Below are 16,332 nucleotides of genomic sequence, written 5' to 3' on the forward strand. Positions count from 1 at the left end.
GCGTTTACAGCGCGTCCGAACGCAATCGACGAGCAGGAGAAGCACAATGCGATCGAAGAAGATCCGTACCGCCCGGATCGTGATGGCGGGGCTGGTGGTCGCCGGAGTCTCGGGGGCCGGGTTCGCCGCAGTCGCCGCGGCGAGAACCGAGCAGGCCGCGCCGTTGCGAGAGACGGCGAAGACCGAGCAGATCACGGCCTCGCGGCAAGCGCAGCCGGCGTCGGGCGCCACGAAGTCGAAGTTCGTGTTCCAGAACCAGCGCCCGGCCGCGGTGCCCGGGCGCACCGATGTCACGCCACGGGGTACGAAGGACACGCTGCACTCCTCGCTCCGCGTGGAGCCCGCTCCTGGCGGCCCGGAGCTGAGTTCCAGCTTCCCGACGACCAAGGTGCACACGGTGGTCTTCACCCGAGGGACGAAGGCCTGGTACGCCGCCGTACAGCATCGCGACGGCTGGACCTCGGCTACCGTCAAGCTCAAGGGGGAGTCGTACACCGGGGAGGCGGCCGGACCGACCAACCCGTCCACCTTCGGCTTCGGGGTGTTCGCCTATGACCGATCGGGTCGGCTGCTGCAGCAGTTCCCGGGCAAGGTCGCCGATCCCCTGGGCAAAGGCCCGGTGAAGAGCCCGCCGGGGTTCACGGTGTCCACCACCGTCGGCTGAGCCGAGCCGCAGGACCGATCCGGTACGCCGTTGCCCACCGCGGCGGACCGGATCGGGTCGAACGCACCTCAGGCCGATCGGCAACGGCCCCGACCTGTCGTGCGGCGGCGTCCAATACCTTGCCTGCGGCAACATTGGGCACCCGGTCGCGCAAGGCGATCGGCAGTGAGGATCCGGACACGTGCCGCAGGCCTGTCGCTCGCAAGAACGTGGCGACAGGCCTGAGGCAGGTCGGGCGCTGAGACTGTCTGCTGAGTCCCAGAGCGAAGTTCGAGACGCTGCGGCTGCAGATGTACCAGCCGGGCCGGGGCGTACGCGACAGATCTCGCCGAGTTCCCGCGCGGGGACGGGTACATCCCCGCCTGGCTGCGCGAGAAGGCCCGCGACCCGCGCTGACTGGATCATCGCCGGTGGTCAGAAGTACTGGCCGGCGATCTCCTCGGCGAAGGGCTGCAACTGCTCGATGCGGGCGGTGTCCGGCGGGCCGTCGGTGCCGCGAGGCGGGAAGGTCTGGAAGGTCAGTCTGAGGAAGGCGCCGTCGGCGCTGGTCAGCTCCAGTCGGGCCCGCTCGCCGTCGGGGTCGCTCACGATCACCGCGTCCCGTCCGGCGAGCTTGACGGTCGTGGGGGTCGGTCGGGTGCCGAGCACCGGCTGGTCGCCGACCTCGACCGTGATCGCGAAAGCGCGCGTCGGCTCGAGGTAGGTACAGGTGCCCAGCTGCCCGGGCGGGTTCTCGGGGAGGGTGGTCATCGGCTGGAGCTCGGCACCGAACCGCCGGCGCACTGCGGCGACACTGATCGCGCAAAGGACGTTGCGATCGGCGCGCACGTGCCGCAGTACCTCCTGGCCGCCCTTCGGCGCCTCGACCGGCACGTACGGCAGGCAGTGCTGGTTGCCGGTCACGTCATCCAGCTCCGCGCAGCCACCTGGTTTGTCGGAATGCGGCTCGTCGGCGCGGAGATAGATCGGGTACTGCGGAGCCGGCCCCTTGCGCGCCGGGCCGGCGAGCACGGTCCGTGCCTTCTGGGTCCATCGCTTCGCCTCGGCGCAGTTCGCTGCACTGAGCGAGACGAGGAGATTCTCGTACGGTGCGGGCTGCCCGGACGAACCTTCGCTCCAGGTGGCGACACAGAGCTGGTCACCGCCGCCGGTCAGCTCGACCTGCCGTCCGCCGATCCGGACCACTTCGTCCTTTCCGTCGTACTCCGGCGCCGAGTCGTAAATGAGGCCGAGTCCGACACCCGCCTTTCTGCAGTCGTCGACGCCGTCGAACATCTCCACCGAGCCGATCGGCTGACCGAGGATCGCGCTCAGCGCAGTGCATCCACTCCACCCCGCGGGTCGTCCGCGGGTGGGCGTCGACGCTTTGGCCAGGACGGGGATCGCGGCCGCGGCGAACGCTTCGGTCTCCCGGCAGGAAGCCTCCTTCCCGGCCGAGCTGGACCTGCCGAAGATCGCGATCGAGTAGGCGAACGAAACCGGCACGAAGACCCTGCACGTGCTCTCCGTGGCCACCTGGTAGATCCTGACGCCGCCGAACTTGGCGGTGGCCATGGGGAACCGCTGGGACCACGAGTTCGAGACCGCGGGCCAAGCCCGGATCAGGACATTCCGACCGGCCCCGACCTTGCCCTCGACCTCGCACCGGTGCGGCGCGGTCCGGCGGAGCTTGGCGGTCCGCAGGCCCGGTACCTTCGCCCGTCCAGGGGCCAGCAGTGCGCAGGCGTCGAGCGCTGTCAGGCTCGCGAAGACCCGGGCGAGGTCCCGATCGCGCGGCACCTTCGGGCTCGGATGAGTCACCGGAGGCAGCTTGGGCAAGGTGCTCGGGGCACTGACAGGCGTCGAAGCCTCCTTGGGGTCGTCGGTGGAACTGCACGCCGTCAACAGCAGCGCGGGAACCACCACGCCGATCGCCAGAACCCGGAACACCATGCCGTCACCTTCGAGTCGTTCAGGTCCAGTCCAGTTCCGCGACGGAACCGGAGGCCGGAGTCGGTTCGGAGGTCAGCAGTACTCGATCTGGTCTTGGGCATGGGAGGAGCCAATCAGCGGTCGGTCTCAGAACCCTCTCTGCTTCCGCCGCCCGCGGTGAGGGAGTTGAGAGCGCTGCCGGTGATCGCCTCGATGACGGTCGGGTGGACGCGGGGTGGCAGCTCGTGGCCGACCGGGAGGAACTGGAGTACGGCGCCCGGGATCTCGGCCGTCAGGGCGGTGGCGTTGGCCGGTGGGAACAGCGGGTCCTGGTCGCCGTGCAGGACCACCGTCGGTACGGCGATCTCCTCGAGGCGATGGCGCCACCGCGGGCCTTGGTCGGCCATCGGGTGGTTGATGACGGCGGACCGGAGATCAGCTGATCGGGTGACGCAGCTCGTACCGATGGCGCGGGCGGCCTGCTCGTCGAACGGTGCGGCCGCCAGTGATCGCTCGGACTCGACCAGGTAGTCGATCATCGCCGCCGGGTCGTCCCAGAGCGGTTCACCGGACTGCTCCCACGTGGCGAGGAGTTCGGCGGTGACTTCCGGCAGATCGGGATCTGCCTGTCCGTGCCCGGTCGGCCGGGTCGAGATCAGGGTGAGCGCCGCGACGCGGTCGGGGTGGTCGAGCGCGGCGAGCTGACTCACCCAACCGCCTTGGGAGAAGCCGACCCAGTACGCCTGGTCGATGCTGTACCCGTCGAGGACTCCGACGGCGTCACGGGTCAGGTCGGTCAGCGAGTACGTCGGGTTGCCGGGCTCGTCGCGGCTGGAGCGGCCCGTGTCGCGCTGGTCGAAGCGGAGCACGAAGAAGCCGCGGCCGGCGAGCGCGGTACAGAAGTCCGGGGTCCACCAGTCCATCGAGCACGACGTGCCGGCGACCAGCAACACGGCGGGATCCTCCGGTGCACCGTAGGTCTGCGTGCACAGCTGGATGCCGTTGGTCTCGATGACGCGTTCAGGAGAGTTCATGCCGTCGATCCTGGGCGGAACGCGCGCCGCCCGTCCAACACCTTCGTACCCCGGATTGACACGAAACGTGTGTCAGTCTTGCCGGGTGGAGAAGAACCTCGACCTGCGGCTGGTCCGGCATTTCGTCGTCGTCGCCGAGGAACTCCACTTCCGCCGGGCGGCCACCAAGTTGTTCGTCGCCCAGCAGGTGCTGAGCCGCGACGTACGCAAGCTGGAGGACCAGCTCGGCGTCCGCCTCCTCGACCGGACCACCCGCACAGTGAAACTGACCGCCGAAGGCGAGCTGATGCTCGACGGAGCCCGGGACCTGCTCGCCCGCCAGGACGACCTGCTCCGACGCCTCCGCGGACCGAGCGACCGGCTGGTGGTCGACGTCGGCGGCCACGGTACGACACCCGCCTCACTGGTGGCGGAGGCGAGACCACACGAAGCCGGCTTCGAGTTCTACACCACCTTCAACTCCAGCCTGACCGAGTCACTGGCCCAGCTGTCCGCCCAAACCCTGGACGTCGCGTTCGCCGCCCTCGGCCCCGACCCGCTACCGGCTGGACTCCAGCACCGACTCGTCCGCCTCGAACCATTGGCACTGCTCGTCCCCGAAGGCCATCGCTTCGCAGAGCTCCCCGCGATCCCGCTGGCAGACCTCCGCGACGAGCCGATCTGCTACCTGGCCGGCGACCACGTCACCGACCAGTGGGAGGAGGTCGCCCGCCAGCTCGTCACCCTGACCGGCGCCCTCCCCGCGCCGACCCACCCGAAGGTCCGCGGCGTCAACGAACTGGCCCACCACATCCGCCCAGGTGAACCAGCAGTCCTCACCCTCGCCAGCCAGTACGACGTGCCGTCCGCGGTCCTACGCCCCCTGGTCGACCCGACCCCGCTGTACCCCTGGACCATGCTGTGGCGCACCCGCTTCCAGCACCCAGGCGTCGACCTGCTGCACCAAATCATCGACACCCACCAGAAGACCTGGCTCAACCGTCCAGCCGACCACTGGCTCCGGGAGCGCCCGGACGGTTGAGTCGTGCCGGCCACGGTTCAAGTGAGGTCGATGACCACTTTGCCGAGCGCGCGGCCCTCGCCGACGTGGGCGAGCGCGGCGGGGACCTGATCGAGAGCGAATGTGCGGTCGATGGCGATGCGGACCTGCCCGGACGCGCAGAGGTCGGCCAGCGGCTCGAACTGAGCCGGTCCCTCCCTCACGGCAAGGACTCCGATCGTGCGGCCGGTCAGGTGGCCGACCAGCCAGCCGGCGGTGAGTACGCGCAGCAGCGTCGGTACCGATCCGCCCACGCACCGGTACCTGCCGCCGCGGGCCAACGCCCGCCGGTAGGCGAACACCGACCGGTGTGCGACCAGGTCAAGGATCAGGTCGTAGGGATCGGCGGTCCTGGTGAAGTCGTCGCGGCGGTAGTCGATCACCTCGTCGGCGCCGGCCGAGCGCATGAACTCGAGCTTGCCGGCGTTGTCGACCCCGGTGACCTGGGCGCCGAGCCGCCGGGCGAGCTGGATCGCGAACATCCCTGACCCGCCACCGGCACCGTTGATCAGGATCCTGCGTCCGGCCGCGGCCCCCGCCGTCCCCTGCCAGGCGATCGCGCCCGCCTGCGGAACGGCCGACGCTTCCGCGAAGCTGAGCTGACCGGGTTTGTGAGCCAGCACGGACGCCGGCGCGATTGCGTACTCCGCGAAACCACCCTTGAGCTGCAGATTGTCGCCGTACACCTCGTCACCGGGCCGGAACCGGGTCACCCCGTCGCCGACCTCGTCGACCACGCCGGCGAGATCCGACCCGAGGGTACGCCGAGCCGGCGCCCGCAGCCCGCCGATCCGTGCGTAGGCGGGCGATCCGCGCAGACACTCCCAGTCGCTCAGGTTCACCGAAGTCGCGACCACCCTGACCCGGACCTGCCCGGCGGCGGGAGCAGGCGTCGGGACGTCCTCGACCCGCAGTACCTCGGGACCGCCGTAGCGGTCGTGGACGACCGCCTTCACCCCTGCCCCACCACCCACCTGGTCACGCCGCAAAGTAGCAACCCGCGACGGCAGCCCGCCAGGGAATCAGCAGGGCTTTCGGCGCGGGATGTCACGAATCCGGCGCTGCGGAGTCATCGAGGTAGCCGCGATGTGTGCCGAGATCGAATTCGCGGGCCAAGTGCAAGCTGGGCTCTTGTCATGCGTCAGGCGCATGGTTATGGTCCTGCAATGCGTGATACGAGCAGTCTTCAGTCTGAGGCATCAACGGTCACCTCGAATCGAGGGAGACTGCTCGTCGCCCCGGCCGAAGATCGGCGTTCTTTCCGGACCGAGCGCCGCGACGCCGATCTGGTGATCGTCGGCGGCGGCCTGGCGGGTACCTGCGCCGCGATCACGGCGGCCCGCGCGGGGGTCCGGGTGATCCTCGTCCACGACCGGCCGGTGCTCGGCGGCAACTCGTCGTCGGAGGTGCGGCTGTGGGTCCTCGGAGCCACCGCGCACATGAGCAACAACAACCGGTGGGCCCGCGAGGGCGGGGTCGTGGACGAGATCCTGGTCGAGAACACGTACCGCAACCAGGACGGCAACCCGTTGATCTTCGACACCGTCCTGCTGGAGAAGGCGACCGCCGAGCCGAACCTCACCGTGCTGCTCAACACGGCTCTGGTCGACGTGGAGATGGCCGACGCCTCCGGCCGCCGGATCGAACGTGTCGCGGCGTTCTGCAGCCAGAACTCGACGAGGTACGACATCGCCGGACGCCTGTTCCTGGACTCCAGCGGCGATGGGGCGCTGGCCTTCCTTGCCGGTGCGGCGTTCCGGATGGGGGCCGAAGCGAGCTCGGAGTTCGGCGAGAAGTTCGCCCCCTCCGACGACTACGGCCACCTCCTCGGACACTCGATCTACTTCTACAGCAAGGATGTCGGCCACCCGGTGCGCTTCACACCGCCGGCGTTCGCGCTGTCCGATCTGAGTTCGATCCCGCGGGCGCGCAACTTCAACACCAGCGAGGACGGCTGCCGGCTCTGGTGGATCGAGTGGGGTGGACGCCTCGACACCGTGCACGAGACCGAGACGATCAAGTGGCGGTTGTGGCAGGTGGTGTACGGCGTCTGGAGCCACCTGAAGAACTCCGGTGAGTTTCCCGAGGCCGAGAACCTGACGCTGGAGTGGGTCGGGACGATCCCCGGCAAGCGGGAGAGCCGTCGGTTCGAAGGGCTCTACATGCTCCGTCAGGACGACGTGTTCGGCCAGACCCAGCATCCTGACGCCGTTGCGTACGGCGGCTGGTCCATCGACCTGCATCCGGCCGACGGGGTCTTCAGCGAGAAGCCCGGCTGCAACCAGTTGCACAGTCGTGGGACCTACCAGATCCCGTACCGGTCCTTGGTCAGCCGGGACGTGGACAACCTGTTCCTGGCGGGCCGGGTGATGAGTGCCAGCCACGTCGCATTCGGATCGACCCGTGTGATGGGCACGTCGGCGCACTGCGCCCAGGCCGTGGCGGTGGCTGCGGCACTGTGCTTGCGCGACGGTCGTCGCCCGGCCGACCTTGTCGAGCCGGAGTCGATGGCCGAGCTGCAGCGTGAACTCCTGCGCCTGGGGCAGCACATCCCCCAGCACGCGCTCAGCGACGGCGACGACCTGGTACGGCGTGGACGCGTGTCGGCGACTTCCGCACTCGCACTCGGATCGTTGCCCGCCAACGGATCCGCCCTGCCGCTGGCGGAGGACCGCGGTCAGCTGCTCCCACTGCCCGCCGGCCCGGTGCCCCAGTTCGGCCTGCGCCTCGACGTGTCCGAGCCGACCACGCTGCGGGTAGAGCTCCGCCAGGGCCGCCGTCCGGACGACTTCACGCCGGACCGCGTGCTCTCCCGGAGGAAGGTCCGGTTGGACAAGGGAGACGACCAGCTGATCAAGGTCGACTTCGACGCCCACCAGGCAGAGGCCGGCTACGTCACCCTGTGCCTGCTCGCCAACGATCAGGTGCGGGTACGCGAGTCCGACCAGCTCGTCACCGGCCTCGTACCGCTGCGCCACCGCGGCGACCAGGCCGAGGACCCCGGCACCGGATGCCCCGGTTTCGAGTTCTGGGCGCCGGTCCGGCGGCCCAAGGGGCGGAACCTCGCGCTGACTCTCGATCCACCCGTCCTGCTCGGTGACCCGGCGGCCGTCTCGAACGGCGTCGACCGACCGACGTCCGCGACCAACGCCTGGATCGCCGGGTTCGACGACCGACGCCCGAGCCTGGTCGTGCGCTGGGACGAGCCGGTCGACATCGGCCGGATCGAGCTCGCGTTCGACACCGACTTCGACCATGCGATGGAATCGGTCCTCTACGGTCAGCCCGAGGACGCGATGCCGCACTGCGTCCGGGACTTCCGGGTCCGGTCGGGTGCACGGGTCCTGGCCGAGGTACACGATCATCACCAGAGCCGCTGGACTCTGGTGCTCGACGAAGTGGTCAGTACCGATGAGCTCATCGTCGAGGTGGAGGCGGTGAACGGCGCCGCACCGGCCGCGATCTTCTCCGTCCGCTGCTATTCCGACCCGGACGCCCGGATCCTTCGTCACCACGGGGGTGTTCGGCCGTGACCGACTTCAGGAGCGACGCGGCACCGGCGCCGATCGCAGCGGGTTCGGAGCGCAATCCTCCGGGGAGCGGCAGCAATCAGGCTCTGGCCCGGGGTCTGCACATCCTGCGGATGCTCGTCGACGAGGGAGAACCGATGACGGCCACGGAGATAGCCCGCCGGATCGGGATGCACCAGAGCTCGGCATCCCGGATCCTCGCGACGCTGGGCGAGGTGGGCTACGTCCGCAAGGACCAGGGCCGGTTCGCGCCGGACTACGGGGTCCTCGCACTGGGGTCGGCGACCACGCGGCTGCCGTTGATCCAGCGGCCTCGTGCCGCCTTCGAGCAGCTCACCGCCGAGCACGGCGACATCACCATGACGATGTGCATGTTGTGGCGAGACGAGTTGCTCTATCTGCTCCGCCAGACCAGCGGGTCGGAGCCGCTGGCGTTCTGGACCGGCGCCTTCCCGATCAACGTTTCCGCGCCTGGCCTTCGGCTTCTGGTCGACCTGCCGGACGAGGAGGCGCTGCACATTCTGCGGATGGCGCGGCAGCGGAACGGGTGGGGCGGTCGTCCCGAGATCGTTCCCTCGACCGAGGAAGGCCTGCTCGCGAAGGCCCGCGCCACGGTGGCCGACGACGTACTCATCATGGCGGACTGGGTCGTGGAGGGGCGCACGAGTGGGGCGATTCCGCTGATCACTCCCGAGCCGCATCCGGTGGCGCTGGCGATCGTGGACGACGTGGGTGCCCTCGGACCTGACCGGCTGGCGCTGCTGTTGCACAAGGCGCGGCGGCTGGTCGAGCAATCCTTCCTGACCTGACCGCCCGGGGCGAACGCCTCGCTCGGCAAGATCCACCTCCCCCTGCAACTCTCACCGAGAGGACGCGAGCATGACCGGATCGCGCACCATCACCCGACGTTCCCTGTTAGGCATCGCGGCCGCCGCCGGCGCCGCCTCGCTGGCCGGATGCAATCTCGGCGCCGGCGGCGGTCAGTCCGGCGGAAAGGCGAGTGCCACCCTGAACGTGTGGGGCGGCGTCCCGAACGAGTCCGGGCCGGACGACATGTGCAAGGCCTTCATGGCCGAGCATCCCGGTGTGACCGTCACCTACACCCGCTACGTCAACGACGACCAGGGCAACCTCAAGCTGGACACGTCGCTCAGCGGCGGCGTACCGATCGACCTCTACTTCTCCTACGGCCCGGTTCCGATGTTCAAGCGCAGCGCTGCCGGCCTCGCGCTGGACCTGACCGACAAGATCAAGGCCGAGAAGGACTTCGCCGCACTGACCCCCGATGCCGACCCGCTGTCCAACTACGTGCTCGACGGCAAGCTCTACGGGTTGCCGGCCGCGCGGGCGCCGCAGCAGGTCTACATCAACAAGTCGATGCTGGACGCCGCCGGGATCACGCTGGGCAAGACCTGGACCGTTGACGAATTCAACGAGGTGGCCCGCAAGCTGACCAAGCCGGGAGTCTTCGGCACCTTGACCGCACCGCCGCTGGCCCGGCCGACGCTCGGCCCGAACTACCTGTATGCCGACGGCGGCAAGCGGTCGAACTTCGGGAACAAGGTGTTCGCCGAGGAGCTCGAGCTCGCGCTCCGGCTGCAGAAGGCCAAGATCGCGATGGACCGCCAGACGATCATCGCCGAGAAGCTGCAGACGTTCAGCCAGAACCCGTTCATCGCCGGGCGGGTCGCGATGCTGATCCAGTCCGGGCAGATCATCAGGTCGATCAACGACACCAAGGGGTACCCGCACAAGTTCGCCACCTACTGCATGCCCGTCCCGGTGCCGGCCGGGTCCGAGGGCTGGAACACCGGGCAGATCGGTGACCAGATCTCGATCAGCCCGAAGTCGAAGTTCCAGGACCAGGCCTGGGAGCTGGCCAAGTTCTGGGCCCGCAACGCCGGCAAGTACATGACCCGGGGCGGCCGGCTGCCGTTGCTCGCCGGCGATTCGACGCCCGACCAGATTCTCGAGCGGCTGCTCGGACCGCAGCGCGAGACGCTCTACGACGTGGCGTCCTGGAAGTCCACGCTGTTCGAGACCGATCTCAAGCTGCCGGTCGACACGATCTTCACCGCCGGCACCGAGATCTCGACGATCACCGGCAAGCTGACCGACGAGACCCTGCTCGGCGATCGCACCGTCCCGTCGTGGGTCACCGAGGCGACCCGGCAGAGCGACGCCGCGATCGCGAAGGCAGGAAAGTGAGCGCCGCGGTCCTCCCCGCACCCATCGGCCGCCGACGACGGCGTGGTCCTGGTGGCGCCTCCGTCACGGCGGGCTGGTTGTTCATCCTTCCCAATCTGCTCGGCTTCCTGGCCTTCACCCTGGTACCGCTGGTGTCCGGAATCGGCATCTCGTTCACCGACTGGAACGTGATCTCGGGGCTGAGCGGGATCCGGTTCGTCGGACTGGACAACTTCGCCGGGCTCGTCAAGGACGCGGAGTTCTGGCAGGCGGTCGGCCGCACGGGGCTGTACGCCGGCGTAGGCGTTCCGCTGACGATGATGGGCGGATTGATCATCGCGCTCTGCCTGAACGGCCCGGTCTTCGGGCGCTCGGCGCTGCGGGTGATCTTCTTCATCCCGCACATCGTGAGCTCGATCGCGATCGGGTTCGTGTGGTTGCTGCTGCTCCACCCCAGCAGCGGACTGGTCAATCTGGCCCTGAAGGAGATCGGTGCCGCCCAGCCGCCGACGTGGCTGGTCTCCCAGGACTGGAGTCTCGCCTCGTTGATCCTGATCACGTCGTGGGCCGGGATGGGCTTCCACGCCGTGATCTACCTGTCCGCGCTCCAAGCGCTGCCGACCGACCTCTACGAGGCGGCCGAGCTGGACGGCGCCGGACCCTGGCACCGCTTCACCGCCATCACGTGGCCGTCGTTGATGCCGACCACGACCTTTCTGGCCATCATGTCGATGATCGGGCACTCGCAGGGCTTCGGCCTGATCGCCTTCCTCACCCAAGGCGGTCCGGGTGACTCCTCCACCACGTTGTCGTACCTGATGTACCAGAACGGCTTCCAGTACTACCGCTTCGGCTACGCGGCGGCGATGGGCATCATGAGCTTCCTCGGCGTACTCCTGCTAAGCGCGTTCTTCTGGCGCTTCCAGCGTGGACGAGGGCTGTACTCATGAGCGGGGCTTCGATGGACTCCGGCCCGGTGACCGTCACCGGACCGCGGGCCGTTGCGTCACCGGTGCCCGCGAGACCGGTCCCGGTCAACCGGTCGCGACGGGCGCCGCAGTCCCGGCGCCCTGGGTCCCGCGTCGGCTATGTGGTCAAGTCCGTTCTGCTGTGGGCCTTCGCGATGTTGTTCCTGCTGCCGTTCGTCTGGATGCTCTCGTCGTCGCTGAAGCGCAACCTCGACGTGTTCGCGATCCCGGTGCGCTGGATCCCCAGTCCGGTGGAGTGGAAGAACTACGTCGAGGTGTGGACGGGCGGCGCGGTGACGATGGCGGTGTTCTTCGCCAACTCGCTGACCGTCTCGCTGATCGGTGTGGTCGGTGACCTCACCACGTCGGCGATGGCCGGCTACGCCTTCGCCCGGCTGACTTTCCGAGGTCGCGACAAGGTCTTCCTCCTGTACGTGGCGACGGCCATCGTGCCGATGCAACTGTTGCTCATTCCCCGGTTCATGTTCTTCCAGCAACTCGGGCTCTACAACACATTGTGGGCGTTGATCCTGCCGGGCATCTTCACGGTCTTCGGCACGTTCCTGGTCCGGCAGGCGTTCCTGGCGGTGCCGGCCGAGCTCGGAGAGGCGGCACGGATCGACGGAGCAGGGGAGTGGCGGGTCTTCTCCCGGGTGTACCTGCCGCAGATCCGGCCGACCCTCGCCGCGCTGGCGATCATCAGCTTCGTCGGATCCTGGAACGACTACGAAGGTCCGCTGATCATGCTGTCCGACCAGAATCTCTACACCGTCCCGCTCGGGCTGACGAGGTTCGTCGATGCGGACGGAGGTCTGTCCGCCGGTTTGGCGATGGCAGGCTCGGTCTCCTCGGTCATCCCGATCCTGATCATCTTCCTGGTGTTTCAGCGCCAGTTCGTCGCCGCGCTGGCCACTAGCGGCTTGAAGTGAAATACGACGTACCGTAGGGCGCCTCGACGGGCCCAGCCGCGACAGGATGACGTATGGCAGGGTCTGTCCGCCCGATCACGAAGCTCTGGTCTGGGAGGGGAGCCGTCGAGGTAGGCCCGACGGCTCCCGCCCGTGGCGGCTGCCGTACTCCCGGATCGGGCTGTTCCTCACCGAGGCCTGCGCGGGCCTTCCGCGAACTCAAGGTCTTCAACGGGTCCGGTGGTTCCGCGGACCGCTGAAGACTGCAGCGGCCGGGCGGTCGTCAGGTGGTGCGGTGGATGCCGGGGATGCCGTTGTAGACCTCGAAGGAAGCCGCGGTGAAGACCGGGTCGTCGTGGCGGGAGACCTTGTCGACGGCGCGGATGTCGGCGTGCAGGCGGTCCGCGTCAAGGTCGCACAGGACGTAGCCGCAGTGCAGGTCGGCCCACTTCAGTGACGGGTTGACCCGGCGCCGGACCTGGCGCGCCTCGTTCGCGGCCGGGTTGAAGTCTTGCGCGCTGGTGATCGACGTACTGGTGATCTCGGCGCCGATGACGCGTGAGGTCGGGTCGGTCGTGTCGGCCGAGATGTCGGAGACGTAGCTGCAGTGCACGTCGCCGGAGAGTACGACGAAGTTGGACGACGTACCGCGTGCCTGGGATGTGGCGACGGTGTCGAACAGCCGCTGCTGTCCAGCCTGGTAGCCGTCCCAGGTGCCGGGGGAGAAGGTGGCCGGTGTTTCGGGGTCGGCAGCGGTATTCAGCCGCGCCATCAGGATCTGCTGTGCTACCAGGTTCCAGCGGACCTGCTCGGCGCCGAAGCCTGCCGTGAACTAGCGCTCCTGCTCGGCCCCGAGGATCTCCCGGGCGGGATCGCGCCGTGGCCCCTGGTCGGCGGCGGCTCCGCCGGCGAGCTGGGGATCGCGGTACTGGCGCGTGTCGAGGACGTCGATCTGGGCCAGCCTGCCGTGCCGGAACCGTCGGTACAGGCGGGCGTCGGCGTCGCGCGGCGGCTGGGGCCAGCGGAGCGGGAGAAACTCCCAGTAGGCCCGGTAGGCCGCGGCCCGGCGGTCGAGGTCGGGCGTACTCCACGACTCGTAGTCGTTGGCGACTTCGTGGTCGTCCCAGGACACGATCCAGGGCATGCTGCTGTGGGCGGCGAGGAGGTCGGGATCCGTTCGGTACAAGGCATAGCGCAGCCGGTACTGGTCGAGGGACATCGTGGTGGGGACGACCTCGGCGGGCAGGTTCGGGTCGATGTGGCGCCCGACGGCGAGCTGCTGGACCGGGTACTCGTACAGGTAGTCGCCGACGAACAGCATCAGCTCGGCGTCCCGAGCGACGACGTCGGCCATCGTCTGGAAGTAGCCTGCGCGCCAGTTCTGGCAGGAGGCGACCGCGAAGCGCAGCGGGCGCGTCGATTGCCGTGGCGGCATCGTTCGGGTCCGGCCGACCTCGCTGAGGTGACCGCCGGCGCGGAAGCGGTACCAGTACTCCCGGCCCGGGCGCAGACCGCGGACGTCGATGTGCACCGTGTGGGAGGTGTCGGGGCTGGTCGTCGTCGTACCGGAGCGGACTACGCGGTGGAAGCGTTCGTCCTCGGCGACCTGCCAGCCGACGCCGACCCGGGCGCCCGCGTCCAGGCCGCCGTTCGGCAGCAGTGGCGCCGGCGCGATCCGGGTCCAGATCACCACCGCGTCCTCCACCGGATCGCCCGAGGCGACGCCCTGTGTGAACGGATACGGCAGTGCGCCGCCACTGCTCGCGGCGGCAGGCTGCGGCATCGCGAGGCCGAACGCGAGCCCGATGGCGCTGCCACCGGCGAGGCTGAGGAACCGACGGCGATCCGTCGCGGGCAACGTCCGGAACGAAGTCCTGGCAGTCATGGCGCAGGACGCTAACAGCCCAACGACCACAGGAGAAGAGTTCGTAACGCAACGCGCCGTTAAAATCTCAAGATCAGATGGTGAATCTGAGGTCGTCTATCGCAGAGTGGCAGTTGGTTGGCGTCGGTCAGGTGCCAGGCGATGCGGTACGTGGTCGCGCCGGTGGGGATCGCAGTGGTGGGGTGCGTTCGGGGTTGCTCAGGCCGTGGGCGGTTGGCGAGGGGGGATGGGTCGGAGAATCGCCTTGCGCTGCGGGGTTACCCGGGTGAGCAACTCTTCGGAGTACGTGTAGCCGTAGCGGGTTGTTGCCCACGAGGGGCCGTAGCGGTAGATCACTGCGCGGCGTTCACCTGGGTTGGTGCGGGTCGACGCGCCGTGGGAGAGGCCGTCGCAGAACAACAGCGCATCTCCCTTGCGGAGGTGCACCTCGACGACCCCCGGCATGGTGTCCATGGGCGTGCGCCAGGTTGCGTAGTCCTCGAAGCACGGGTGCTGAAGGTTCGACTTGTGGCTCCCGGGGACGACAAGGGTGCCACCGTCTCCGACGCCGATGTCGGTCAAGGCCATCAGGATGTTGACCTGCCCGCAGCGAAAGAGGCCGTTGTCGTAGCGATACTGCCCGCGAACAGCGCCGCGGTAGCCGCCGGAGTGCACCGGGAAGAAGCCACCGTGTTGCCGGATGGTGGCGAAGCACTCGTCGATGAACAGTCCTTCGACGTAGCTGTCCTGCTCACCACAGTAGCGGCGCACGTGGCCGAGCCACGACGGGTGATCGATAAGCCGTTCGAACGCGCTGCCGCCTTCGACGATGTTCTGCAGTTCCAGGCCCGCGTCTCCGGGGTTGTTGTCGACGCGCTGCACGTTGCCGAACCAGGCCTGCGGCTGCAGGCGGGGAAGCGCGTCCAGGGCGGTGTTGAGATCGTCGACCAGGTCGGGTTCCAGAGCTTGTTCCAGAACCAAGTAGCCGCGCAGGTCGAAGAGATAGTCATCCAGTTCCGTCGGGGTGGCCATGGGAGGGTCTCCTTGCACATGGTGTTCGATCTCCTTGACTGTAAGAAGGACAGGTCGCCGCTCGCATCTCGTGTGGTGGCCAGCTTGTTCTCATTCCATGCGCAGGGGGCTCGTTGATGATCGATGATGTTCTGCCGTCCGACGGGCTGCTGTTCGCGCGCCGCGATCGTGTCGAGGTCATGACTGTCGCGCACCGGCATCGGGGAGTGGAGCTCAACCTGGTCGTCGACGGCACCGCGGTCTACCTGCTCGACCGGCACCGCTATCACCTCGGGCCCGGCACTTTGGTCTGGTTGTTTCCGGGCCAGGGCCATCTGTTCATGGACGCGTCGCCCGGGTACCGGGACTGGCTCTGCGTCTTCGACCCCGCAGCGCTCGGATTGGATGGCGCAACTGGCTGGACCCGGCCCTTGTATGCCGCCGATCCGCCGGGCGTCTTCGTGCGACGGCTGGGTGTCGACCAGTTCGCCGGCCTGGACACCCTGTTTCGCCAGGTTGAGGCCGCCGTGCACGCCGAGGTCGGTTTCGCCGGGCGCCGCTATGCGATCCTCGCGGCCTGGGAGGCGTTCCAAGCGGCTCCGAGGACCGTGCCGGACAGCGTGGTACATCCAGCTGTGGCCGAGGCTGCCGCCCTGCTCCGTGATTCAACCGCACCGCCGACGGTTCCGATGCTGGCGCGCGCGGTCGATCTGACCCCTGCCCACTTGAGCCGCCTGTTCGCCCGGCAGATGGGCATGAGTATCACGCAGTTCCGTAACGAGCATCGGTTCCGCCGCTTCCTGAACCTGTACGGCACCGGTCAGGCGATCACGATGCTCGAGGCGGCGCTCGAGGCCGGCTTCGGGAGCTATGCGCAGTTCCATCGCATCGCCCGATCGCTGACCGGGCTGACGCCGGCCGACTACCTGCGCAAACACAGACGAGCTTCAGCGGACGATCATGCTCGCCCGGATCCAGATGGACCGGCCGACCAGCGCCGTGGCAACTGTCCCGTCAAGCCAACACGGACTGCGTGAGGATCGCGACTGTCGTCTGACTTTGCCTCGGCATTGTCGCTCAGCACGAGGCCGGGATGGTCGGTGTCGGCGACGACCAGGACCTGGGAGCAGACGCGATCCGCCTACGGTGGTGAGGTTGCACTGCTCATCCACGCCGTGCGGCCGCGGCCGGACGGGGTAGCGGGCGCCGAAGGTTC

General features: G+C 68.4%; 12 protein-coding genes and 1 pseudogene. 8 read left to right on the forward strand and 5 right to left on the reverse strand.

Going from position 1 to position 16,332, the window contains the following annotated elements:
- The first annotated feature begins 46 nt into the window (after window positions 1-46).
- Window positions 47-664: a hypothetical protein gene (locus tag FB561_RS18280; RefSeq protein WP_145808245.1), complete on the forward strand. Its 618-nt coding sequence runs from the start codon at window positions 47-49 to the stop codon at window positions 662-664.
- Window positions 665-1,078: 414 nt separating this feature from the next.
- Here the strand turns inward: FB561_RS18280 and FB561_RS18285 are convergent, their stop codons facing one another.
- Window positions 1,079-2,596 (reverse strand): DUF3558 domain-containing protein, encoded by a 1,518-nt coding sequence (locus tag FB561_RS18285; protein ID WP_145808247.1) that lies wholly within the window; start codon window positions 2,594-2,596, stop codon window positions 1,079-1,081.
- Window positions 2,597-2,709: 113 nt separating this feature from the next.
- Window positions 2,710-3,609, reverse strand: a complete 900-nt coding sequence (locus FB561_RS18290) for an alpha/beta fold hydrolase (protein WP_145808249.1) — start codon at window positions 3,607-3,609, stop codon at window positions 2,710-2,712.
- An 85-nt stretch (window positions 3,610-3,694) separates the two neighbouring features.
- Between FB561_RS18290 and FB561_RS18295 the strand changes: the two genes are divergently transcribed.
- Complete coding sequence (locus tag FB561_RS18295) at window positions 3,695-4,630, forward strand: LysR family transcriptional regulator (RefSeq protein ID WP_170284700.1); 936 nt, start codon at window positions 3,695-3,697, stop codon at window positions 4,628-4,630.
- Between the two features lie 17 nt (window positions 4,631-4,647).
- Here the strand turns inward: FB561_RS18295 and FB561_RS18300 are convergent, their stop codons facing one another.
- A complete protein-coding gene (locus tag FB561_RS18300) occupies window positions 4,648-5,604 on the reverse strand; it encodes an NAD(P)-dependent alcohol dehydrogenase (RefSeq protein WP_145808253.1) in 957 nt (318 codons plus the stop codon).
- Between the two features lie 210 nt (window positions 5,605-5,814).
- Here FB561_RS18300 and FB561_RS18305 point away from each other — a divergent pair, with 210 nt between their 5' ends.
- From FB561_RS18305 to FB561_RS18325, 5 genes are all read left to right on the forward strand, one after another.
- Window positions 5,815-8,181, forward strand: a complete 2,367-nt coding sequence (locus tag FB561_RS18305) for an FAD-dependent oxidoreductase (protein WP_145808255.1) — start codon at window positions 5,815-5,817, stop codon at window positions 8,179-8,181.
- Window positions 8,178-8,987 carry an IclR family transcriptional regulator gene (locus FB561_RS18310; protein ID WP_145808257.1) on the forward strand — a complete coding sequence of 270 codons (810 nt, stop codon included), beginning with the start codon at window positions 8,178-8,180 and terminating at the stop codon, window positions 8,985-8,987. The genes FB561_RS18305 and FB561_RS18310 overlap by 4 nt, the downstream gene beginning before the upstream one ends.
- 70 nt (window positions 8,988-9,057) lie before the next feature.
- Window positions 9,058-10,386: an ABC transporter substrate-binding protein gene (locus FB561_RS18315; RefSeq protein WP_145808259.1), complete on the forward strand. Its 1,329-nt coding sequence runs from the start codon at window positions 9,058-9,060 to the stop codon at window positions 10,384-10,386.
- Window positions 10,383-11,315, forward strand: coding sequence for a carbohydrate ABC transporter permease (locus tag FB561_RS18320; RefSeq protein ID WP_145808261.1), 933 nt, complete (start codon window positions 10,383-10,385; stop codon window positions 11,313-11,315). Before FB561_RS18315 ends, FB561_RS18320 begins: the two co-directional genes overlap by 4 nt.
- Window positions 11,312-12,262, forward strand: coding sequence for a carbohydrate ABC transporter permease (locus FB561_RS18325; protein WP_145808262.1), 951 nt, complete (start codon window positions 11,312-11,314; stop codon window positions 12,260-12,262). Before FB561_RS18320 ends, FB561_RS18325 begins: the two co-directional genes overlap by 4 nt.
- Window positions 12,263-12,524: 262 nt before the next feature.
- Here the strand turns inward: FB561_RS18325 and FB561_RS38640 are convergent.
- Window positions 12,525-14,126: pseudogene (locus FB561_RS38640) on the reverse strand (alkaline phosphatase D family protein).
- A gap of 198 nt (window positions 14,127-14,324) precedes the next feature.
- Window positions 14,325-15,137 carry a phytanoyl-CoA dioxygenase family protein gene (locus FB561_RS18340; protein ID WP_145808268.1) on the reverse strand — a complete coding sequence of 271 codons (813 nt, stop codon included), beginning with the start codon at window positions 15,135-15,137 and terminating at the stop codon, window positions 14,325-14,327.
- A gap of 116 nt (window positions 15,138-15,253) precedes the next feature.
- Here FB561_RS18340 and FB561_RS18345 point away from each other — a divergent pair, with 116 nt between their 5' ends.
- The gene (locus FB561_RS18345; protein ID WP_145808270.1) at window positions 15,254-16,153 is read left to right on the forward strand and encodes an AraC family transcriptional regulator; all 900 of its coding nucleotides are present in this window, start codon (window positions 15,254-15,256) and stop codon (window positions 16,151-16,153) included.
- Window positions 16,154-16,332 lie beyond the last annotated feature (179 nt).

The sequence above is a fragment of the Kribbella amoyensis genome, assembly GCF_007828865.1.
In the GTDB taxonomy this organism is placed as follows: domain Bacteria; phylum Actinomycetota; class Actinomycetes; order Propionibacteriales; family Kribbellaceae; genus Kribbella; species Kribbella amoyensis.

What these genes read in the sequence shown, in the direction of transcription:
- FB561_RS18325 (WP_145808262.1), top strand. Translation starts at nt 11,312, where the DNA reads ATGAGCGGGGCTTCGATGGACTCCGGCCCGGTGACCGTCACCGGACCG.
- FB561_RS18305 (WP_145808255.1), top strand. Translation starts at nt 5,815, where the DNA reads ATGCGTGATACGAGCAGTCTTCAGTCTGAGGCATCAACGGTCACCTCG.
- FB561_RS18280 (WP_145808245.1), top strand. Translation starts at nt 47, where the DNA reads ATGCGATCGAAGAAGATCCGTACCGCCCGGATCGTGATGGCGGGGCTG.
- FB561_RS18315 (WP_145808259.1), top strand. Translation starts at nt 9,058, where the DNA reads ATGACCGGATCGCGCACCATCACCCGACGTTCCCTGTTAGGCATCGCG.
- FB561_RS18285 (WP_145808247.1), bottom strand. Translation starts at nt 2,596, where the DNA reads ATGGTGTTCCGGGTTCTGGCGATCGGCGTGGTGGTTCCCGCGCTGCTG.
- FB561_RS18290 (WP_145808249.1), bottom strand. Translation starts at nt 3,609, where the DNA reads ATGAACTCTCCTGAACGCGTCATCGAGACCAACGGCATCCAGCTGTGC.
- FB561_RS18340 (WP_145808268.1), bottom strand. Translation starts at nt 15,137, where the DNA reads ATGGCCACCCCGACGGAACTGGATGACTATCTCTTCGACCTGCGCGGC.
- FB561_RS18345 (WP_145808270.1), top strand. Translation starts at nt 15,254, where the DNA reads ATGATCGATGATGTTCTGCCGTCCGACGGGCTGCTGTTCGCGCGCCGC.